The organism is Paenibacillus sp. RRE4 (genome assembly GCF_031844205.1).
Taxonomy (GTDB): Bacteria; Bacillota; Bacilli; order Paenibacillales; family Paenibacillaceae; genus Paenibacillus; species Paenibacillus xylanexedens_B.
On the sequence record NZ_JAUZUT010000001.1, the window covers coordinates 2,219,226 to 2,234,655 of the forward strand.

10 protein-coding genes are annotated in these 15,430 nt (G+C 44.7%); all 10 read left to right on the forward strand.

Translation table 11 applies throughout. From position 1 onward, the window contains the following. Window position 1 precedes the first annotated feature (1 nt). The 10 genes from Q9R46_RS09970 (at window position 2) to Q9R46_RS10015 (ending at window position 15,412) form a co-directional block, all read left to right on the forward strand. The gene (locus Q9R46_RS09970) at window positions 2-1,300 is read left to right on the forward strand and encodes an NCS2 family permease (protein ID WP_311279900.1); all 1,299 of its coding nucleotides are present in this window, start codon (window positions 2-4) and stop codon (window positions 1,298-1,300) included. Window positions 1,301-1,691: 391 nt separating this feature from the next. Continuing rightward, on the forward strand, window positions 1,692-2,657 hold the full coding sequence (locus tag Q9R46_RS09975; RefSeq protein WP_311279901.1) for an alpha/beta hydrolase: 966 nt from the start codon (window positions 1,692-1,694) through the stop codon (window positions 2,655-2,657). A gap of 338 nt (window positions 2,658-2,995) precedes the next feature. Continuing rightward, window positions 2,996-5,374 carry a glycoside hydrolase family 95 protein gene (locus tag Q9R46_RS09980; protein WP_311279902.1) on the forward strand — a complete coding sequence of 793 codons (2,379 nt, stop codon included), beginning with the start codon at window positions 2,996-2,998 and terminating at the stop codon, window positions 5,372-5,374. A gap of 216 nt (window positions 5,375-5,590) precedes the next feature. After that, window positions 5,591-6,613 carry a LacI family DNA-binding transcriptional regulator gene (locus Q9R46_RS09985; protein WP_311279903.1) on the forward strand — a complete coding sequence of 341 codons (1,023 nt, stop codon included), beginning with the start codon at window positions 5,591-5,593 and terminating at the stop codon, window positions 6,611-6,613. 133 nt (window positions 6,614-6,746) lie between these two features. Further along, window positions 6,747-7,736, forward strand: coding sequence for an ABC transporter permease (locus Q9R46_RS09990; RefSeq protein ID WP_397386337.1), 990 nt, complete (start codon window positions 6,747-6,749; stop codon window positions 7,734-7,736). Between the two features lie 14 nt (window positions 7,737-7,750). Continuing rightward, a complete protein-coding gene (locus tag Q9R46_RS09995; RefSeq protein ID WP_145330929.1) occupies window positions 7,751-8,638 on the forward strand; it encodes a carbohydrate ABC transporter permease in 888 nt (295 codons plus the stop codon). Window positions 8,639-8,702: 64 nt separating this feature from the next. Continuing rightward, window positions 8,703-10,346 carry a type 2 periplasmic-binding domain-containing protein gene (locus Q9R46_RS10000; protein ID WP_311279904.1) on the forward strand — a complete coding sequence of 548 codons (1,644 nt, stop codon included), beginning with the start codon at window positions 8,703-8,705 and terminating at the stop codon, window positions 10,344-10,346. 15 nt (window positions 10,347-10,361) lie between these two features. Beyond that, window positions 10,362-11,720 (forward strand): glycoside hydrolase family 30 protein, encoded by a 1,359-nt coding sequence (locus Q9R46_RS10005; protein ID WP_311279905.1) that lies wholly within the window; start codon window positions 10,362-10,364, stop codon window positions 11,718-11,720. Between the two features lie 297 nt (window positions 11,721-12,017). Next, window positions 12,018-13,646: a response regulator gene (locus Q9R46_RS10010; protein ID WP_311279906.1), complete on the forward strand. Its 1,629-nt coding sequence runs from the start codon at window positions 12,018-12,020 to the stop codon at window positions 13,644-13,646. An 11-nt stretch (window positions 13,647-13,657) separates the two neighbouring features. Further along, window positions 13,658-15,412: a cache domain-containing sensor histidine kinase gene (locus Q9R46_RS10015; protein WP_145330937.1), complete on the forward strand. Its 1,755-nt coding sequence runs from the start codon at window positions 13,658-13,660 to the stop codon at window positions 15,410-15,412. The last annotated feature ends 18 nt before the right edge of the window (window positions 15,413-15,430 follow it).

Consider the following 15,430-nt stretch of genomic DNA (forward strand, 5'->3'; position numbering starts at 1 on the left):
GATGGACAACTGGTTCAAACTGAAAGAAAGAGGCACGACCGTTTCAACCGAAATTATTGCTGGTATTACTACATTTTTCACGATGGTATACATAGTGATTGTGAATCCCGGAATTCTGAGCGGGACTGGAATGAGCTTTAACGGGGTATTCATTGCTACGATTTTGGCGAGTATTGTGGCAACGCTGATTATGGGCCTGTGGTCCAATTATCCGATTGTTATCGCACCAGGCATGGGATTAAATGCGTTTTTCGCGTTTAGCGTGGTCCAGGGGTATGGCGTAACTTGGCAAACAGCACTTGGCGCTGTATTCATTGCGGGCATTTTGTTTATTATTCTATCGCTGACTTCGTTTCGTTACATGCTGCTGGATGCCATTCCTGCAAGTCTCAAACATGCGATAACGGCAGGGATTGGATTATTTATTACTACGGTTGGATTGCAGAACGCAGGTATTATTGCCAATTCGGAATCCAATCTGATTACACTCGGAGATTTGTCACAACCGATGACGTATCTTACGATTATTGGTCTAATTATCACCGTTACGTTGATGGCTTACAATGTCAGAGGATATCTTTTTATCGGTATGGTTATTACAGCGATCATAGCCTGGTTCATGGGACTCTTCCAGATGCCTGCATCCATTGTATCCATGCCGTCAGGGCTCGGCGAAACAGCATTCCAGATGGATTTGGCAGGAGTCTTCTCCAATGGTCTATACACGATCATTTTCACGTTTTTGTTGATTACTTTGTTCGATACTACAGGGACGATGCTTGGTGTGGCAGAACAAGCCGGATTACTGAAAGACGGCAAATTCCCGCGCTCCCGTGGTGCATTGCTCGCTGATGCTGTTGGTACAACGACGGGTGCTATGCTTGGAACGAGCCCAACCTCGGCTTATATTGAGTCCAGTACGGGAGTAGCTGCAGGGGGGAGAACGGGACTGACTGCGGTAACAGTAAGTGTATTGCTCGCCGCGACTTTGTTCTTTAGTCCAATCGTAAGTGTCATTTCGAGCATCCCGGCAATTACATCCCCGGCGCTCATTATTGTAGGTTTCTTCATGATTAGTGTCATTAGCAAAATGAACTGGAGTGATCTGGAAGAAGCCTTTCCCGCATTCCTCATCATTATCCTGATGCCGCTGACGCACAGTATTGCAACCGGAATCGGAATTGGTTTCATTTTCTACCCAGTGCTCAAGCTACTGCGTGGTAAAGGTAAAGATGTTCATCCGATTTTTTATATTTTTGCAATTCTATTCTTCATTCAACTTGTATTCCTCGACCACTAGGAAGGTTCTGAAGGTGGCAAAGAGAGCTGCTTGTATATAAGCAACTCTCTTTTGTTATATACTTTTAATAAAGCAATATAAAATGAATGATTATTTACACGTTAACGGAGAGGACAGAAAAAACCTGGAAAAGCGGAGCGCTCGCCTTTATCACCGGATTTTCCCTTTGGAAAAGGGAATCCAAAAAAATCTGGGGATAACAGCGATTGAAAGGTTATTCTGTCATCGGAGTGGACTGTGTAAACCAATTCAACTTATATATGCCAGTTCATATTCCGTTCATATTGGCGTCACGCTCTCGACATCTTGCCTGATTATACTGTACCTACGTCACCAAGATAGTTAAACAGACTAAGGACAGGAGAAGATGAGAGTGGGAGAGAACGAAGAAATGAAACAAACAGAGAAAAAAAGCGGCAAAAAGCGTAAGTTATTTCTAAAAATATTCGGGGGAATCCTCGCAGCGCTCGTATTATTCATGGGCATCGTATTTGTGATAAATGTAATTAGCAATGGAATGGAAAAGAAAAAGATAGAATCCTATGGGCAGTATGTACAAGTGGATGGTAAAAATATGAATGTCTCCATTCAAGGCAGCGGAGAACAGACCATTGTGTTGCTTCCAGGGCAAGGAACCCCTTCACCCGTGTTAGATTTTAAGCTTTTGATTGATCAGTTAACGTCAGATTATAAAGTAGTAACGATTGAACCATTTGGCTATGGATTAAGTGATCGTACAGACAAAGAGCGTACCTCTGAAAATATCGTCAGTGAAATTCATGAGGCTGTGGAGCAGCTTGGTCTGAAGCGTTATATTCTCATGGGACATTCCATTACAGGACTATACGGCGTGTCTTATGTGAAAAATTATCCCGACGAAGTGATAGCCTTCATTGGTATAGACAGCAGTGTTCCTAATCAGCCTGGCATGGATGTAAAACTACCTCTGAAATCGATGCAGTTCCTTCAAAGATCAGGGCTGATGCGACTCCTCAAAAATGTGAGCTCAGATCCGTACAAATCTATGGACTACGATGAGCATACTATAGAGCAGATGAACCTGATCTCTAATCAGGTGTCAAGCAATTCGACTTTAATGAATGAGTTAAAAAATCTGGGTTCTAACTTCAAAAATGCAGAGAAACTGACCTATCCTCGCCATTTGCCGATGTTGCTTTTCGTTCAGTCCAATAATACGGCGAATCCCAATTGGATACCGCTACACGAGGAGCAAATCAAACAATCCGACCAGGGCAAAATGATCCCGATGGAAGGCTCGCACTATCTGCATCATACGAAGTATAAAGAGATTGCTACAGAATTCAAAGCTTATATGACGAGTGTCCAATTAAAATAAAGTAAATCAAATAAAGCAAAGGAAAAGGAAAAGGAAAAGAAGTACCTATATTCCAACACTTTGTTTAAAAAGCGGTGCCAAACCTGGTGCCGTTTTTTGGTTGCCACACAGTTTACATTTTTGTTCAACTGATCATGAGCGAATAAGTTGAATCGTCACAAAAATCCCTTTCTCATTCCAAATGGGATTTTAAGGATTATTTGTCATTGGTTTAAGCTTTTCCACTTCATTTTTATTAAATATATATCTTCCTTTTGCATTGAAAGTTATAATGATTCCTGAGCAAGTAAAATTAGAGTTTGTCCAAAAATCAAGTGCATTCGGAGGTAACGATCAGCATGAATATTCAGTTTGGCACTCCAGCCACCTATTGGGTTGAAGCACTGCCTATCGGTAACGGCAAGTTGGGCGGAATGGTCTTTGGCGGTATCGAAAAAGAACGCATTGCATTGAACGAAGACACGTTATGGTCAGGCTATGCACAGGATTGGAATAACCCGGAGGCAAGGGAAGTATTGCCTCAGATCAGGGATTTAATTGCCCGTAAACAGTATGTGGAAGCGGATCAACTTAGCAAAAAAATGATGGGGCCTTTTACACAATCGTACCTGCCGTTTGGTGATTTGGAACTTGTGATGGAACACGGGCAATTATGTGAACGAAAAACCTATCAGCGCAAGCTGGATTTATCTACAGGCGTTGTAAGCGTTTCCTATGAAATTGGTGGAGTACGATATGACAGGGTGGTATTTGCTTCCCATCCCGATCAAGGTATCGTCATTCGTTTAACCGCAAGCAAAGAAGGAAAACTTAACTTCCATACCAGACTGAGCAGTCCGCTGAGGCACGAAACTTCTGCTGCGAACGCTCAATATGAATTGTCCGGAACTGCTCCGGAGTATGTGTCACCTAACTATCACGATGTTGAAATTCCTGTTCGTTACGGAGATGCAGCAACTAGCCGTGCGATGGCTTTCCATGGCAGACTTGCAGTAACTCATGCTGGAGGCACATTGCATTCAAGCGGCGGTGGACTGCAAATCGTCGGTGCAACGGAAGCGGTCATTTACTTTTCAGGGGCTACCAGTTATGTATCCTCTAATCAAAAAAGTGACAGCGTAACCTCCCCGAAAGAGAAGACTGCGGACGTTATTAAGCAGATTATGGCTCGTAATTATACAGAATTGCTTCAACGTCATGTACAGGACCATCAGTCGCTGTTTAATCGCGTGCAATTGCACTTAGGTGAAAGTGTTGCTCCGCAGGACATGCCTACAGACGAGCGCATCGAAAAATATGGCAGCAGTGATCCAGGGCTAGTCGAATTGTTGTTCAACTACGGCCGTTATTTGATGATCGCCAGCTCCAGACCAGGAACGTTGCCTGCAAACTTGCAAGGAATATGGAATCAGGAGACACGTGCGCCTTGGAGCAGCAATTATACACTGAATATTAATGCAGAAATGAACTATTGGCCTGCAGAGACGTGTAACATGGCCGAATTGCATGAACCGTTACTTGATTTTATTGGAAAACTTGCGGAAAACGGACGGAAAACAGCTGAAGTAAACTATGGTGCCCGAGGCTGGGTAGCCCATCACAATGCGGATATCTGGGGACAAACAGCCCCTGTAGGGGATTATGGTGCCGGTGATCCGTCGTGGGCTCTGTGGATGATGGGCGGCGTATGGCTGACGCAGCATCTGTGGGAGCACTATGCTTTCTCAGAAGATAAAGAGTTTTTGCAGGAAACCGGTTACCCGTTGATGAAGGATGCCGCTTTGTTCTGTCTGGACTGGCTCATTGAGAATAAAGAAGGACATTTGATCACATCACCATCAACCTCACCAGAGATGAAATTTGTCATTAACGGAGAGCATACCGCGGTTAGTGAAGCAACTACAATGGACCTTACACTCATTGCCGAGCTGTTCGATAACTGCATTCAAGCAGCTGAAGTGTTGCAAACGGATGCGGAATTCGTGGATCTCCTGCGGGAGAAAAAAGGACGACTTCTGCCCTTGCAGATTGATGCTCAAGGTCGCCTTCAGGAATGGAGCGAGGATTTCACGGAAGAAGATCCGCAGCACCGCCACGTATCCCACTTGGTTGGTGTATTCCCGGGACGACTGATTACACAGAAAAAATCACCTGACTTGATGAAAGCTGCCCGCACTTCACTGGAAATTCGGGGGGACGGTGGTACAGGCTGGAGTCTTGGCTGGAAAATCGGTTTATGGGCTCGCTTTGGAGAGGGGAACCGTGCTGAACAGCTCATCTCCAATTTGTTAACACTCGTTAAAGCTTATGAGCCAAGCAAACATGAGCAGGGCGGCGTGTACGCAAACCTGTTTGATGCTCATCCACCGTTCCAGATCGATGGAAACTTTGCGGCAACCGCAGGTATTGCCGAGATGCTGCTGCAATCGCACCAGGGATATCTCGAATTCCTGCCAGCCTTGCCGGAACGCTGGTCTACAGGTTCGGTTAAGGGGTTAAGAGCAAGAGGCGGATTTGAAGTTAGCCTTCGCTGGGAGAATGGTAAGCTGATCGAAGCAGAAGTCCTCTCGCATACGGGCAACACCTGTTATTTACAGGCTGAGCCTGGCTTGAAAGTCTATCAAGGGGATACGGTTGTACAAACCGTTCAGGAAAAAGACGATCAAGTTAGTCTGCCAACGCACAAAGGACAAACATATACCATTTCATTTGAATAAAATGAACTTGAATCCCAATGTCGCTCGAGTGAATAACTCATATTTAATAAATAAATTCACCTACGGAGCAGCAAAGCTCAAGAGATCAAACCGCTGATCAATGAAGATCAGCGGTTTTCTTTTATACATACTTGAAAAGTTAAGTATTGTATTGAAAACGGTTTTATGCTATTTTGAATCTATAAAAACGTTTTAATAGCAAAGGAACCTGAATGTATGGGAAAAATCACAATCAAAGATGTTGCAAGGGAAGCCGGTGTCTCGATCTCCACGGTTTCGAATGCCTTAAATGGTGTCGATGTACTGAATCCGGAAACGAAGTCCCATGTGCTCAAAGTGGCGGAACGTTTAAACTACATTCCTAATCTGAATGGGAAACTGTTGAAATCAGGTCAGACAAAAATGCTTGGTTTCTTCACAACTAGTGTCTCAGGGCCGTATTTCTACAAGTTAGTCGAGGCCATGTCGCGTGAGTGTGACCGTCTCGGTTACGGACTCAATGTGTTTGTAACCAAAGATAAACATGTGATTATGAGCAATATCCTCGGCAGGCGGGTAGATGGTGTAATCATCTATGAAGAGCTGCGAATTGATGAGCAGGATATTCTGTCGATGGAAAAAGACAAGATCAAAGCGGTTTTCCTGGATCGTATGTACGAGAGCGAACGAATGGGAAGTGTCATCTTTGACTCTTACGTAGCCAGCTATGAAGCGACCAAATATCTGATCGGGCTCGGTCATCAGAAAATCGCCTATATTTCTGGCGTAGATGAGATGTTTGACAGCGTACAGCGTCGGGAGGGGTATCTGGCGGCCCTTCGAGAATACGAGCTCCCAGTTGATGCGGACTACATTATTCAAGGGTATTTCGAAGAAGAGGCCACTTACAGTGCCATCAAATCCTTCATTCATAAGCACCCAGGCAAGTTGCCTGATGCCTTTCTCGCCGGCAATGACTTGAGTGCGATCGGATGCATACAGGCATTGAAATCCCATGGTTATGAGGTTCCAAGTGATATCAGTGTAGTGGGATTTGATGATATCGATATCGCTCCGTATTATTCTCCACCGCTAACGACCGTTCGTAACCAAATTGCAAGACAAGGCATTCTAGCTGTCACACAATTGGTCAATATGATCAAGGGACAGGAGCAAGGGTTAGCGCAAAAGCTGTCAGGAGAACTAATTGTACGAGGCTCAAGCCATGTGAGAATCAACAGGAGAGAGGGCCGTAAATAACGGGTAAGAGGCTCATCGGGTCCATTTTTCATTTTATATTACAGAGAAGGGAGTTTTTTTGGATAAAATAAAAACGTTTTTATAAAACGGAATACATGCATCTATCGACACATACAGAGGGGAGCAACGAAGGATGAGTCACTTGACGACTACAGCAGACAGACAGCAGCAACCTCTTAAACCCGGTGGCAAAAAACATTTCAAGCAACGCTTTAATACGTTCTGGGTCGATTTTGCCAGACAATGGGAGATCCAGTCCATGGTTCTACCCGGCATTCTATTCATGATTGTTTTCTGTTACATACCGATCTACGGATTAACGATCGCGTTCAAAAATTATACCGTCATTGATACACTGTCCAGTGCCCCTTGGGTGGGGCTGGATAACTTCAGAATCATCATGTCAGACAAATACTTCTGGGATGCTGTTGTGAATACGCTTGGCATTAGCTTTCTGAAACTCGGGATTGGATTTGTCATTCCGATTATTCTGGCCATTATGATTTACGAGCTGAACAGCGGACGATTCAAGAAATTCGTGCAAACGGTTTCATATTTACCTCACTTTCTCTCATGGATCGTGCTGGGCGGTATGCTTATCACCTGGTTCTCCACAACCGGCTTGTTCAATGAACTACTGCTCGGTCTTGGCGTCATATCACAGCCTCAGAACATATTGCTGGACGCAGGCAAGTACTGGTGGATCGCCACATTATCGGATATCTGGAAGGAAGCTGGCTGGGGCACCATTTTGTATCTCGCAATTATGTCCAAGATCGATCCTACCTATTACGAGGCCGCCAAAATCGATGGAGCCAGCCGAATGCGTCAGATCTGGAACATCACCTTGCCTAACATGAAGTCCATTATCAGCTTGAATCTGATCCTGACGGTCAGCGGATTGCTGGGTTCGAATCTGGACCAAACGCTGGTACTCATGAACTCACAGAACCGCGAAAAGGCCGAAGTCATTAATTCCTATGTCTATCGAATGGGGATGTCTCAGGGTGACTTCTCGTATGCAACTGCTGTGGGGCTAGGTGTTTCCATTATTTCTGTAATACTTCTCGTCACTGCAAACAAAATCACAAGCAAGCTCAATGACAACCAGTCTGTGCTGTAGAAGGAGGTTTCCTCATGAACGGAAAAGCGGCCAAAGAAGATCTGGACAGCCGGATTTTTGATACGCTCAATATTATTTTTCTAATGATCTGTACCATCGTCATTATCGTTCCACTCTGGAATGTCATCATCTCGTCCTTTAGTTCAGGCAAAGCACTGGCAGAAGGTGGATTCATCTTCTGGTCACCCGAATTCTCGCTGGAAAATTACCGAGCGGTGTTTAATGATTCAAACATCTGGCAGGCGTTCTTCATCTCTGTGTCCAAAACCATAATCGGTGTCGTGACACATGTATTCTTCTGCGCCATGGTCGGATACGCACTCAGCAAGAAGTACCTGAGAGGACGCAAATTGTATGTAGCCATGGGTGTAATTACCATGTTTTTCTCCGGCGGCATGATTCCAACCTTTTTGCTCATCAAGGCACTAGGTCTTCTGAACAGCTTCTGGGTGTATATTATTCCGGCTTTGTTCAGCTTCTTCGATGTCGTCATCCTGATGAATTTCTTCCGTAATGTACCGGATTCACTGGAAGAATCGGCGAAGATGGATGGGGCCGGAGACTGGCATATCTTTCTCAAAATCTTTATCCCGCTATCCATGCCGGCAATGGCAACCATCGCTTTGTTTAACGGGGTAGGACAGTGGAACGACTTTATGACGACCAAACTTTATATCACAGACCAATCGCTGTACCCGTTACAGATGATGTTATATGAAATAATTGTGCAATCCCAGACACAGTCCATGCAGAACGTTGGAGGGTCTGTCGTGATTGAAACAACAACCAAAGGCGTACAGCTTGCCACCATCGTCATTACGACATTGCCAATTGTACTGATCTATCCTTTGTTGCAACGATATTTCATTTCAGGAATGATGCTTGGAGCTGTTAAAGAATAAAACAATAGACTTACATCAACGATTTATATCAACGATTTATATTCGAATACGAGGGGGAAAACACATGTTTACTATTCACCGGGTACTGGGCAAAAGAGGGGTTAAAGGATGTGTAGCACTACTGACAGCTGTTTTAATGATCACGGGATGTAGCAGTAGTTCCGATGGATCGAGTGAAGCAAACTGGGTATCCATTGAGAATCGCTATACGGTTGATCCGGAGAAATCAGCTTGGCAGCTCGATAAAAAGGAAGAAGTGACCGATCTGACCTGGTACGTCAATGCCGACTGGTGGAATACCGATTTTGGCAAAGATATCGTCACTAAAAAGATTAAGGAAGACTTGAACATTAACATTAAATTCATTACAGGCGATGATACCAAATTAAATACCTTTTTCGCTGGCGGAGATATGCCTGACCTGCTGACGGTGTTCGATTCCAATTCACAAGTCGTGAGCAAAGCATCCACCTGGGCCATACCTCTGAATGATTTGGCTGAGAAATACGATCCGTATTTCAACAAGGTCGCGGCTGCGGACACGCTAAAGTGGTTCCAGCAAGCGGATGGCAAGACCTACGGTTATCCGAATTATTCCAACACACAAGCAGATTATGATAGCGGTAACATTCCGGCCAAGACCGCCTTTATCATCCGCAAGGATGTATATGAAGCATTAGGCAGTCCAGTCATGGGAACACCGGAACAATTCCAGAATGCGATGAAACAGATCAAAGAAAAGTTCCCATCGCTCATTCCGTTTGGCTTCAACGCTATCGGTGGAGGCACAGGTTCACTTGGCGATGCGTTACAGGATTTTATCGGCGTACCCCTGGAGACAGAAAACGGAGAGTTTTATGACCGCAATCTGGACGAAGATTACCTGACTTGGCTAAAAACATTAAACGCTGTGTATAGAGACGGCAATATTAGTGATGACAGTTTTGCGGATGACGGTACAGCCTTTGAAGAAAAGGTGAAATCCGGTAAATACGCGGCGATACTGCTCGACGGAACACCTCAGCAGGGCGGAAATCTTCAGATTTACATGAGTGATAACGAAGGCAAGGAGTACATCGCCATTGATGGGCCGCAAAGTACCAAGGGCAACGCACCCATACTGAATCAATCCGGTATTACAGGCTGGATGATTAATTTCATCTCCAAGGATGCCAAAGACCCGGCTAAAGCGATGCAGATTTTCACGTATTTGCTGAGTGAAGAAGGCCAAATGCTGATGAACTATGGTGTTGAAGGAGAGACATTTAAGAAAAAAGCTGACGGTACGGTGGAATTGCTTCCGGCAGTGAAGGACATGCAATTGCATAATGCGGATCAATTCAAGAAGGACTATCGCCTGGGTGAATTTATGTTCTTCGGTCATGACCGTCATAAGGCGCTGAGTGCCGATGCCTTTCCTGAGGCCATTAAACAAATGCAAGCATGGGGCAAAGGCAAACTGGCACCTCATTTTATTCTGGAAAATATCAATCCAAACCTGGGCACGCCGGAAGCTCGCGCCTTGTCCGCCATTAACACCAAATGGAACTCAACACTGGTAAGCATGCTGCGTTCGAAGGATGATGCCTCGTTTGACAATGCTCTGGCCGCATATCAATCGTTCCTGGAGGAAAACCGCTGGCCCGACATTGTGAAAATCCGCAGCGAGAAGATGAAGCAAAATAAAGAGAAATTAGGCATGCAATAATGAGGAGGCTTCGCAATGACAACATTTAAAATGTTCAAAACTACGGGGGAAAATGACCTGTTTCGTCTCGTTCCCCCCGAGGAATACAATCCGATCAAGTCCATGGACGCTGATTCGATGGCTGCAACCGTACAGTTGAATGATCGTCAAACGTACCAGGAGATGGACGGGTTTGGAGCGTCATTTACAGATGCTGCGGCATATCTGATGAATCAAAAAATAACGGATGAACAGCGGGTTGAAGTGATGACACGGCTCTTCCATCCGACAGAAGGGATCGGCTTGTCGGTGATTCGCAACCCGATGGGCGCTTCGGATTATGCCCGCACGGTATACAGTTATAACGATCTGCCCGACCATCAGACAGACCCGGAATTAACCACATTCAGCATTGCACATGATGAAGCGGATATTATTCCGTTAACCCGGCAGGCTCTTGCACTGAATTCCGATCTGAAGCTGTTCGCTTCGCCGTGGAGCGCACCCGGCTGGATGAAAACAAGCGGTTCCATGATTACAGGCCAGCTCAAACCTGAGTGGTATTCGGCATATGCAGCGTATTTTGTAAAATATATTCAGTCATATGCAGCTCATGGTCTGCCGATCTATGCAATCACCCCGCAGAATGAGGCTTTATATGAGCCGGGACATTATCCGGGTATGCTGATGCCCGCTGAGGCGCAAACAGATTTCATTGTCCATCATCTCAAGCCAGCTTTTGTACGCAACAATCTTGACACCAAAATCCTGTGTTATGATCACAACTGGGATCGTCCGGATTACCCACTGACCGTTTTGGAGCAGGCAGGAGAAGCGGTGGATGGAGTGGCATGGCATTGGTACGGGGGAGATGCGTCAGCCCAATCCAAAGTATACGAAGCTTTTGCGGGAAAAGAAGTGCATTTCACTGAAGGTTCTGGAGGGGAGTGGATTCCACCCTTTGAACAAGCATTCTCCAATGTGATTCGAACGGGCATTCAGATTTTGCGAAACTATAGCAAGTCACTCGTTCTATGGAATATGGCACTGGATGAACATAATGGCCCTACGGTGCCGGGTTTTGGGCAGAGCACGTGCCGTGGAATTGTGCAGATTAACCAGCAGACGGGAGAGCTTGTCTACACGCTGGATTATTACGCGCTAGCTCATTTCAGTGCTTTGATTCGACCTAAAGCGGTTCAAATCCAATCGGTGTCCAGCGACGCTTCTATATGCACAGTAGCTTTTCGCAACATGGACGGAAGCACGGCATTAGTACTGTTTAACGATGAGGAAGAAGGTAAACAGGTTAAGATTGAAATGCAAGTTCAAGAGAGCCTTGTTGTATACATGGAATCCAAATGTGCTATATCCATATTAATATCGAACGATTAAAGGGCAGAAGCTCGGCTATGACCTAATGGTTGTAGAAATGCAAACTACCTTCCTCAGCATGTATTCATGTGATCTCGACATTCCTAGAGAGCAATAATGCGTACCATGCAGACCGCCAACTTTGGCGGTCTTTTATCTGTTATCTAATTTGAAGTTTATTTTGATTGTTTTTGATCATTTTCTAACCTTTTAAGGGGATTTCATGCATACAGTCCGAATAAAGTACAAGATAGAATACACCTGCCTCTAATCTTTAGGGGTAGATCGTGTATAAATAATCAACTTTGGAGGACTTCCATGTATAAACTGATGATTGTTGAGGATGAACTGCTCATGCGGGTTGGCATCCGTTCCATGCTGAATTGGGAAGATTATGGCTTCTGTGTGACGGCTGAGGCCAGTAATGGAAAAGAAGCATTGGAGCTTGCACTAGAAAAGATGCCAGACTTGATCATTACAGACATCAGAATGCCCGTAATGGATGGATTAGCGTTAATTAAGCAGCTATCCCCCTCGTTAAAAAGCTGTAAATTCGTCATTCTGAGCAATTTTGATGAATTAGATTATGTGAAAAATGCTTTAAAGTTTGGTGCCACCGATTACTTGATTAAAAGCGAAGTTAATGAGCAGTCGCTCATCCAGCTTTTGAAGAATATACGAGAGAAGTTGCAAAGTGAACAGCATCAATTAAACACCTTCCCCTATGTATCCTCCAATTATTCCAAGAGTATTCGTTATTTGAAGGATAGTTTTTTCGAAGATATTGTAAGCGGATTCACCCATGGAAATGAATTGCTTACCAAAGCAGAAGAACTCCATTTTCGTATCCAGTCAGACCAGCTGGTCGTCATCAAATTCATCGTTAATCATTATGAGAAGGTCAAATGCAAGTATATTGAAAAAGGGGAAAAGTTGCTCCGCTTCTCGATACTCAACATTATGGAAGAGGTCATTCCATCCCGGTGGGCAAAGGAGATTTTTGTGGAAAGCTCGTCTGAATACTGGGTAGTGGTTAACGTACGATCTGACCAGGATGCACATGCTGACCTGAACAAGCTTATTCGTAAAGTGCTCACTTCTCTTAAGGATTTTATGAATCTTTCACTTACGGCAGGAGTATCTTCGATTTGTTTCGGTTTTGTGTCGTTGCGGAAGGCTTGTCAGGAGGCAGAATTTGCGCTTAAAGAACGTTTTTTTACTGGTGAAAGCCAGATCCTGTATGTTGAGGAGGTACGTAAATCCCCGGGCAGGGAAGACGTTGAACATCTGCTGAGTCCTCAGCAAGAACAACATTTCATGAAAATTTGTATGAGCAAAAACAAGGAGAAAGTCCGGCAATTTCTTGAAGAAATCTACATTCGCCTGAAGACCGTAAGGGCGGACGAGAACAGTATCCGCAAACAGTACATTACGCTGCTCGAAACGATGCACGCCCATTTGCTGAACAGCACATCACGCAGCAAGCTCTCAGTAACTGACAAATCCCCCTATGAGATTGTCCTGAACGGGGAGCATTGGGAGGACATCCATCAGAATGTGCTGACTTATATCACGACGACATTTAGCGCCAGCTCCCAGGTCACACACGAACTCAAATACACAGACCTCGCTATAGACATCATCAACAGTTATTATGCAGAGGATCTTTCACTGCAAAGTGTAGCCAGTCAGATCAACGTGAATCCGTCCTATTTAAGTCGTTTGTTCAAGCAGGAAAAGCAGGAAAATTTCATCTCGTATCTGACCCGGGTTCGGATTGATCATGCGAAGGCTTATCTGCTCAGCAAAGAGCTGAAAATATATGAGATTGCCGATAAAGTCGGGTATCACAACTACACGTATTTCAGTAAGATTTTCAAAAAGAACACAGGGCTTACGCCAGAGGAATATCGGGAACAGCAGCATGTGCATGCCATTCGGAAATAGAGGTGTGATGGATGAAATATAAGCGGCCTTTTCAGATTAAATACAAGATTATGGTGATCTGCATGATCGTCATTATTTTTCCTGTGTTCGTGATGACCATTAATTCGTACTATTCTTCTGAGCGGTTATTATCACAGAATTACAATACACTACTCAGTGATTTGACCAAACAGACGAACATTCGCATCGACGAGTTTTTGAAAGAAATCGAAAAAATCACCTTGCTCGCCAGCAACGGACTCAGTGACAGTTTATCCGCTACCCATGAAGGCAGTTTTCCGATCCAGGATTTCCTGCGTGTAAGTAATGAAGAAACCGAAATCGCGGCATATAACATATTAATGAATTACATCATGATGAAGGATCGTGTATTTTCCATTTATCTCTACAATATGAACGGGGGGCAAGACCTGTTTGTAAGTCCACATCAACCGATTGACAAGGCCTTCAATGTGAGAAATGAGCTGTGGTTCAAGAAGTTTATGCATGAGGACGAGCGTACGATCACGTTAACAACCCGGGTTGACAAGCAACTCGAAAATAAAGTACTGGCCGTGTCCCATGCACGAAAAATTCATGATGTAACCAACGGCAAATTACTGGGTGTGATGGTCGTTAGCATCGATATTAAATTTATCGAAATCGTCAATCGTAACTTGCAGGAAGGACTTCGATCCAGATTCATGATCATTGATGAGGACGAAAAAATCGTTTACAACGTCAACGACCAGTTAATCGGCACCTTGTTTCGGGATAACGTTCGTCCATCCGAGGCAACCAATGTCGTGGTAAAGAGTCCGCTTAGTCAGCAGAAATGGACTACATATGTCTACATGCCGCTGGAAGAGCTAACTGCCGATGGTAGAATACTAGGTAAAAACCTCGTAACGCTAGCGATCGTCATGTCACTTTTTGCTGCTGTCATCTCTATATTCCTGTCCCATGTCATTACGCGTCCCATCAAAAAGCTGTTGAACAATATCCGGCTCGTCGAAAAGGGGCAGTTTGAACAGGTGCAGGATATCCGATCCCGGGATGAGATTGGTCATTTATCCACCAGATTCAACCGAATGTCCCATGAATTGAAACGAATGGTGGAACGCATGCAGCAGGAAGAGATCGAGAAGGCCGCCGCCGAGATGCGTGCACTGCATGATCAGATTAACCCACACTTTCTGTATAATACTTTAGGTTCCGTGAAATGGATCGCTTCCATGCAACAAGCCGACAAAATTGTAGAAATGACCGATGCACTGATCTCTATGCTCCGATATGCCACCAAGTCTGATGGAAGTCTCGTGATGATTCGTGAAGAATTGAATCACATTGCACATTACGTGACCATCCAAAATGTCCGATATTACGGCAGTATTCATATGAAATATGAGATAGATGAGAAACTGATACATTATGCGATGCCTAAAATGATCCTGCAACCCATCGTCGAGAACGCCTTCTTTCACGGTCTGGCCGAGATTGAAGAGGATGGGGTGATCACGATTCGAATCGGGCCTCGGGAGGAAAATATCTGCATTGAAGTTTGTGATAATGGAACCGGCATGGATCAGAGTACGGTACGAAGCTTGATGGAGGAAAAGCATGAAACAGGAAATGGAGGCCGTGGGATAGGCCTCTATAATGTACAACGGCGTATTCAACTTCACTTCGGCGAGCCATATGGGATACAGGTGAAAAGTGAAATCGGCAAAGGGACAACGTTTGCGATTCTGCTTCCGGCGATCTCCTGTTTGCCAGATAACAAGTGAATGTGGGTTAGACAGACG

What these genes read in the sequence shown, in the direction of transcription:
- Q9R46_RS09970 (WP_311279900.1), top strand. Translation starts at nt 2, where the DNA reads ATGGACAACTGGTTCAAACTGAAAGAAAGAGGCACGACCGTTTCAACC.
- Q9R46_RS09975 (WP_311279901.1), top strand. Translation starts at nt 1,692, where the DNA reads ATGAAACAAACAGAGAAAAAAAGCGGCAAAAAGCGTAAGTTATTTCTA.
- Q9R46_RS09980 (WP_311279902.1), top strand. Translation starts at nt 2,996, where the DNA reads ATGAATATTCAGTTTGGCACTCCAGCCACCTATTGGGTTGAAGCACTG.
- Q9R46_RS09985 (WP_311279903.1), top strand. Translation starts at nt 5,591, where the DNA reads ATGGGAAAAATCACAATCAAAGATGTTGCAAGGGAAGCCGGTGTCTCG.
- Q9R46_RS09990 (WP_397386337.1), top strand. Translation starts at nt 6,747, where the DNA reads ATGAGTCACTTGACGACTACAGCAGACAGACAGCAGCAACCTCTTAAA.
- Q9R46_RS09995 (WP_145330929.1), top strand. Translation starts at nt 7,751, where the DNA reads ATGAACGGAAAAGCGGCCAAAGAAGATCTGGACAGCCGGATTTTTGAT.
- Q9R46_RS10000 (WP_311279904.1), top strand. Translation starts at nt 8,703, where the DNA reads ATGTTTACTATTCACCGGGTACTGGGCAAAAGAGGGGTTAAAGGATGT.
- Q9R46_RS10005 (WP_311279905.1), top strand. Translation starts at nt 10,362, where the DNA reads ATGACAACATTTAAAATGTTCAAAACTACGGGGGAAAATGACCTGTTT.
- Q9R46_RS10010 (WP_311279906.1), top strand. Translation starts at nt 12,018, where the DNA reads ATGTATAAACTGATGATTGTTGAGGATGAACTGCTCATGCGGGTTGGC.
- Q9R46_RS10015 (WP_145330937.1), top strand. Translation starts at nt 13,658, where the DNA reads ATGAAATATAAGCGGCCTTTTCAGATTAAATACAAGATTATGGTGATC.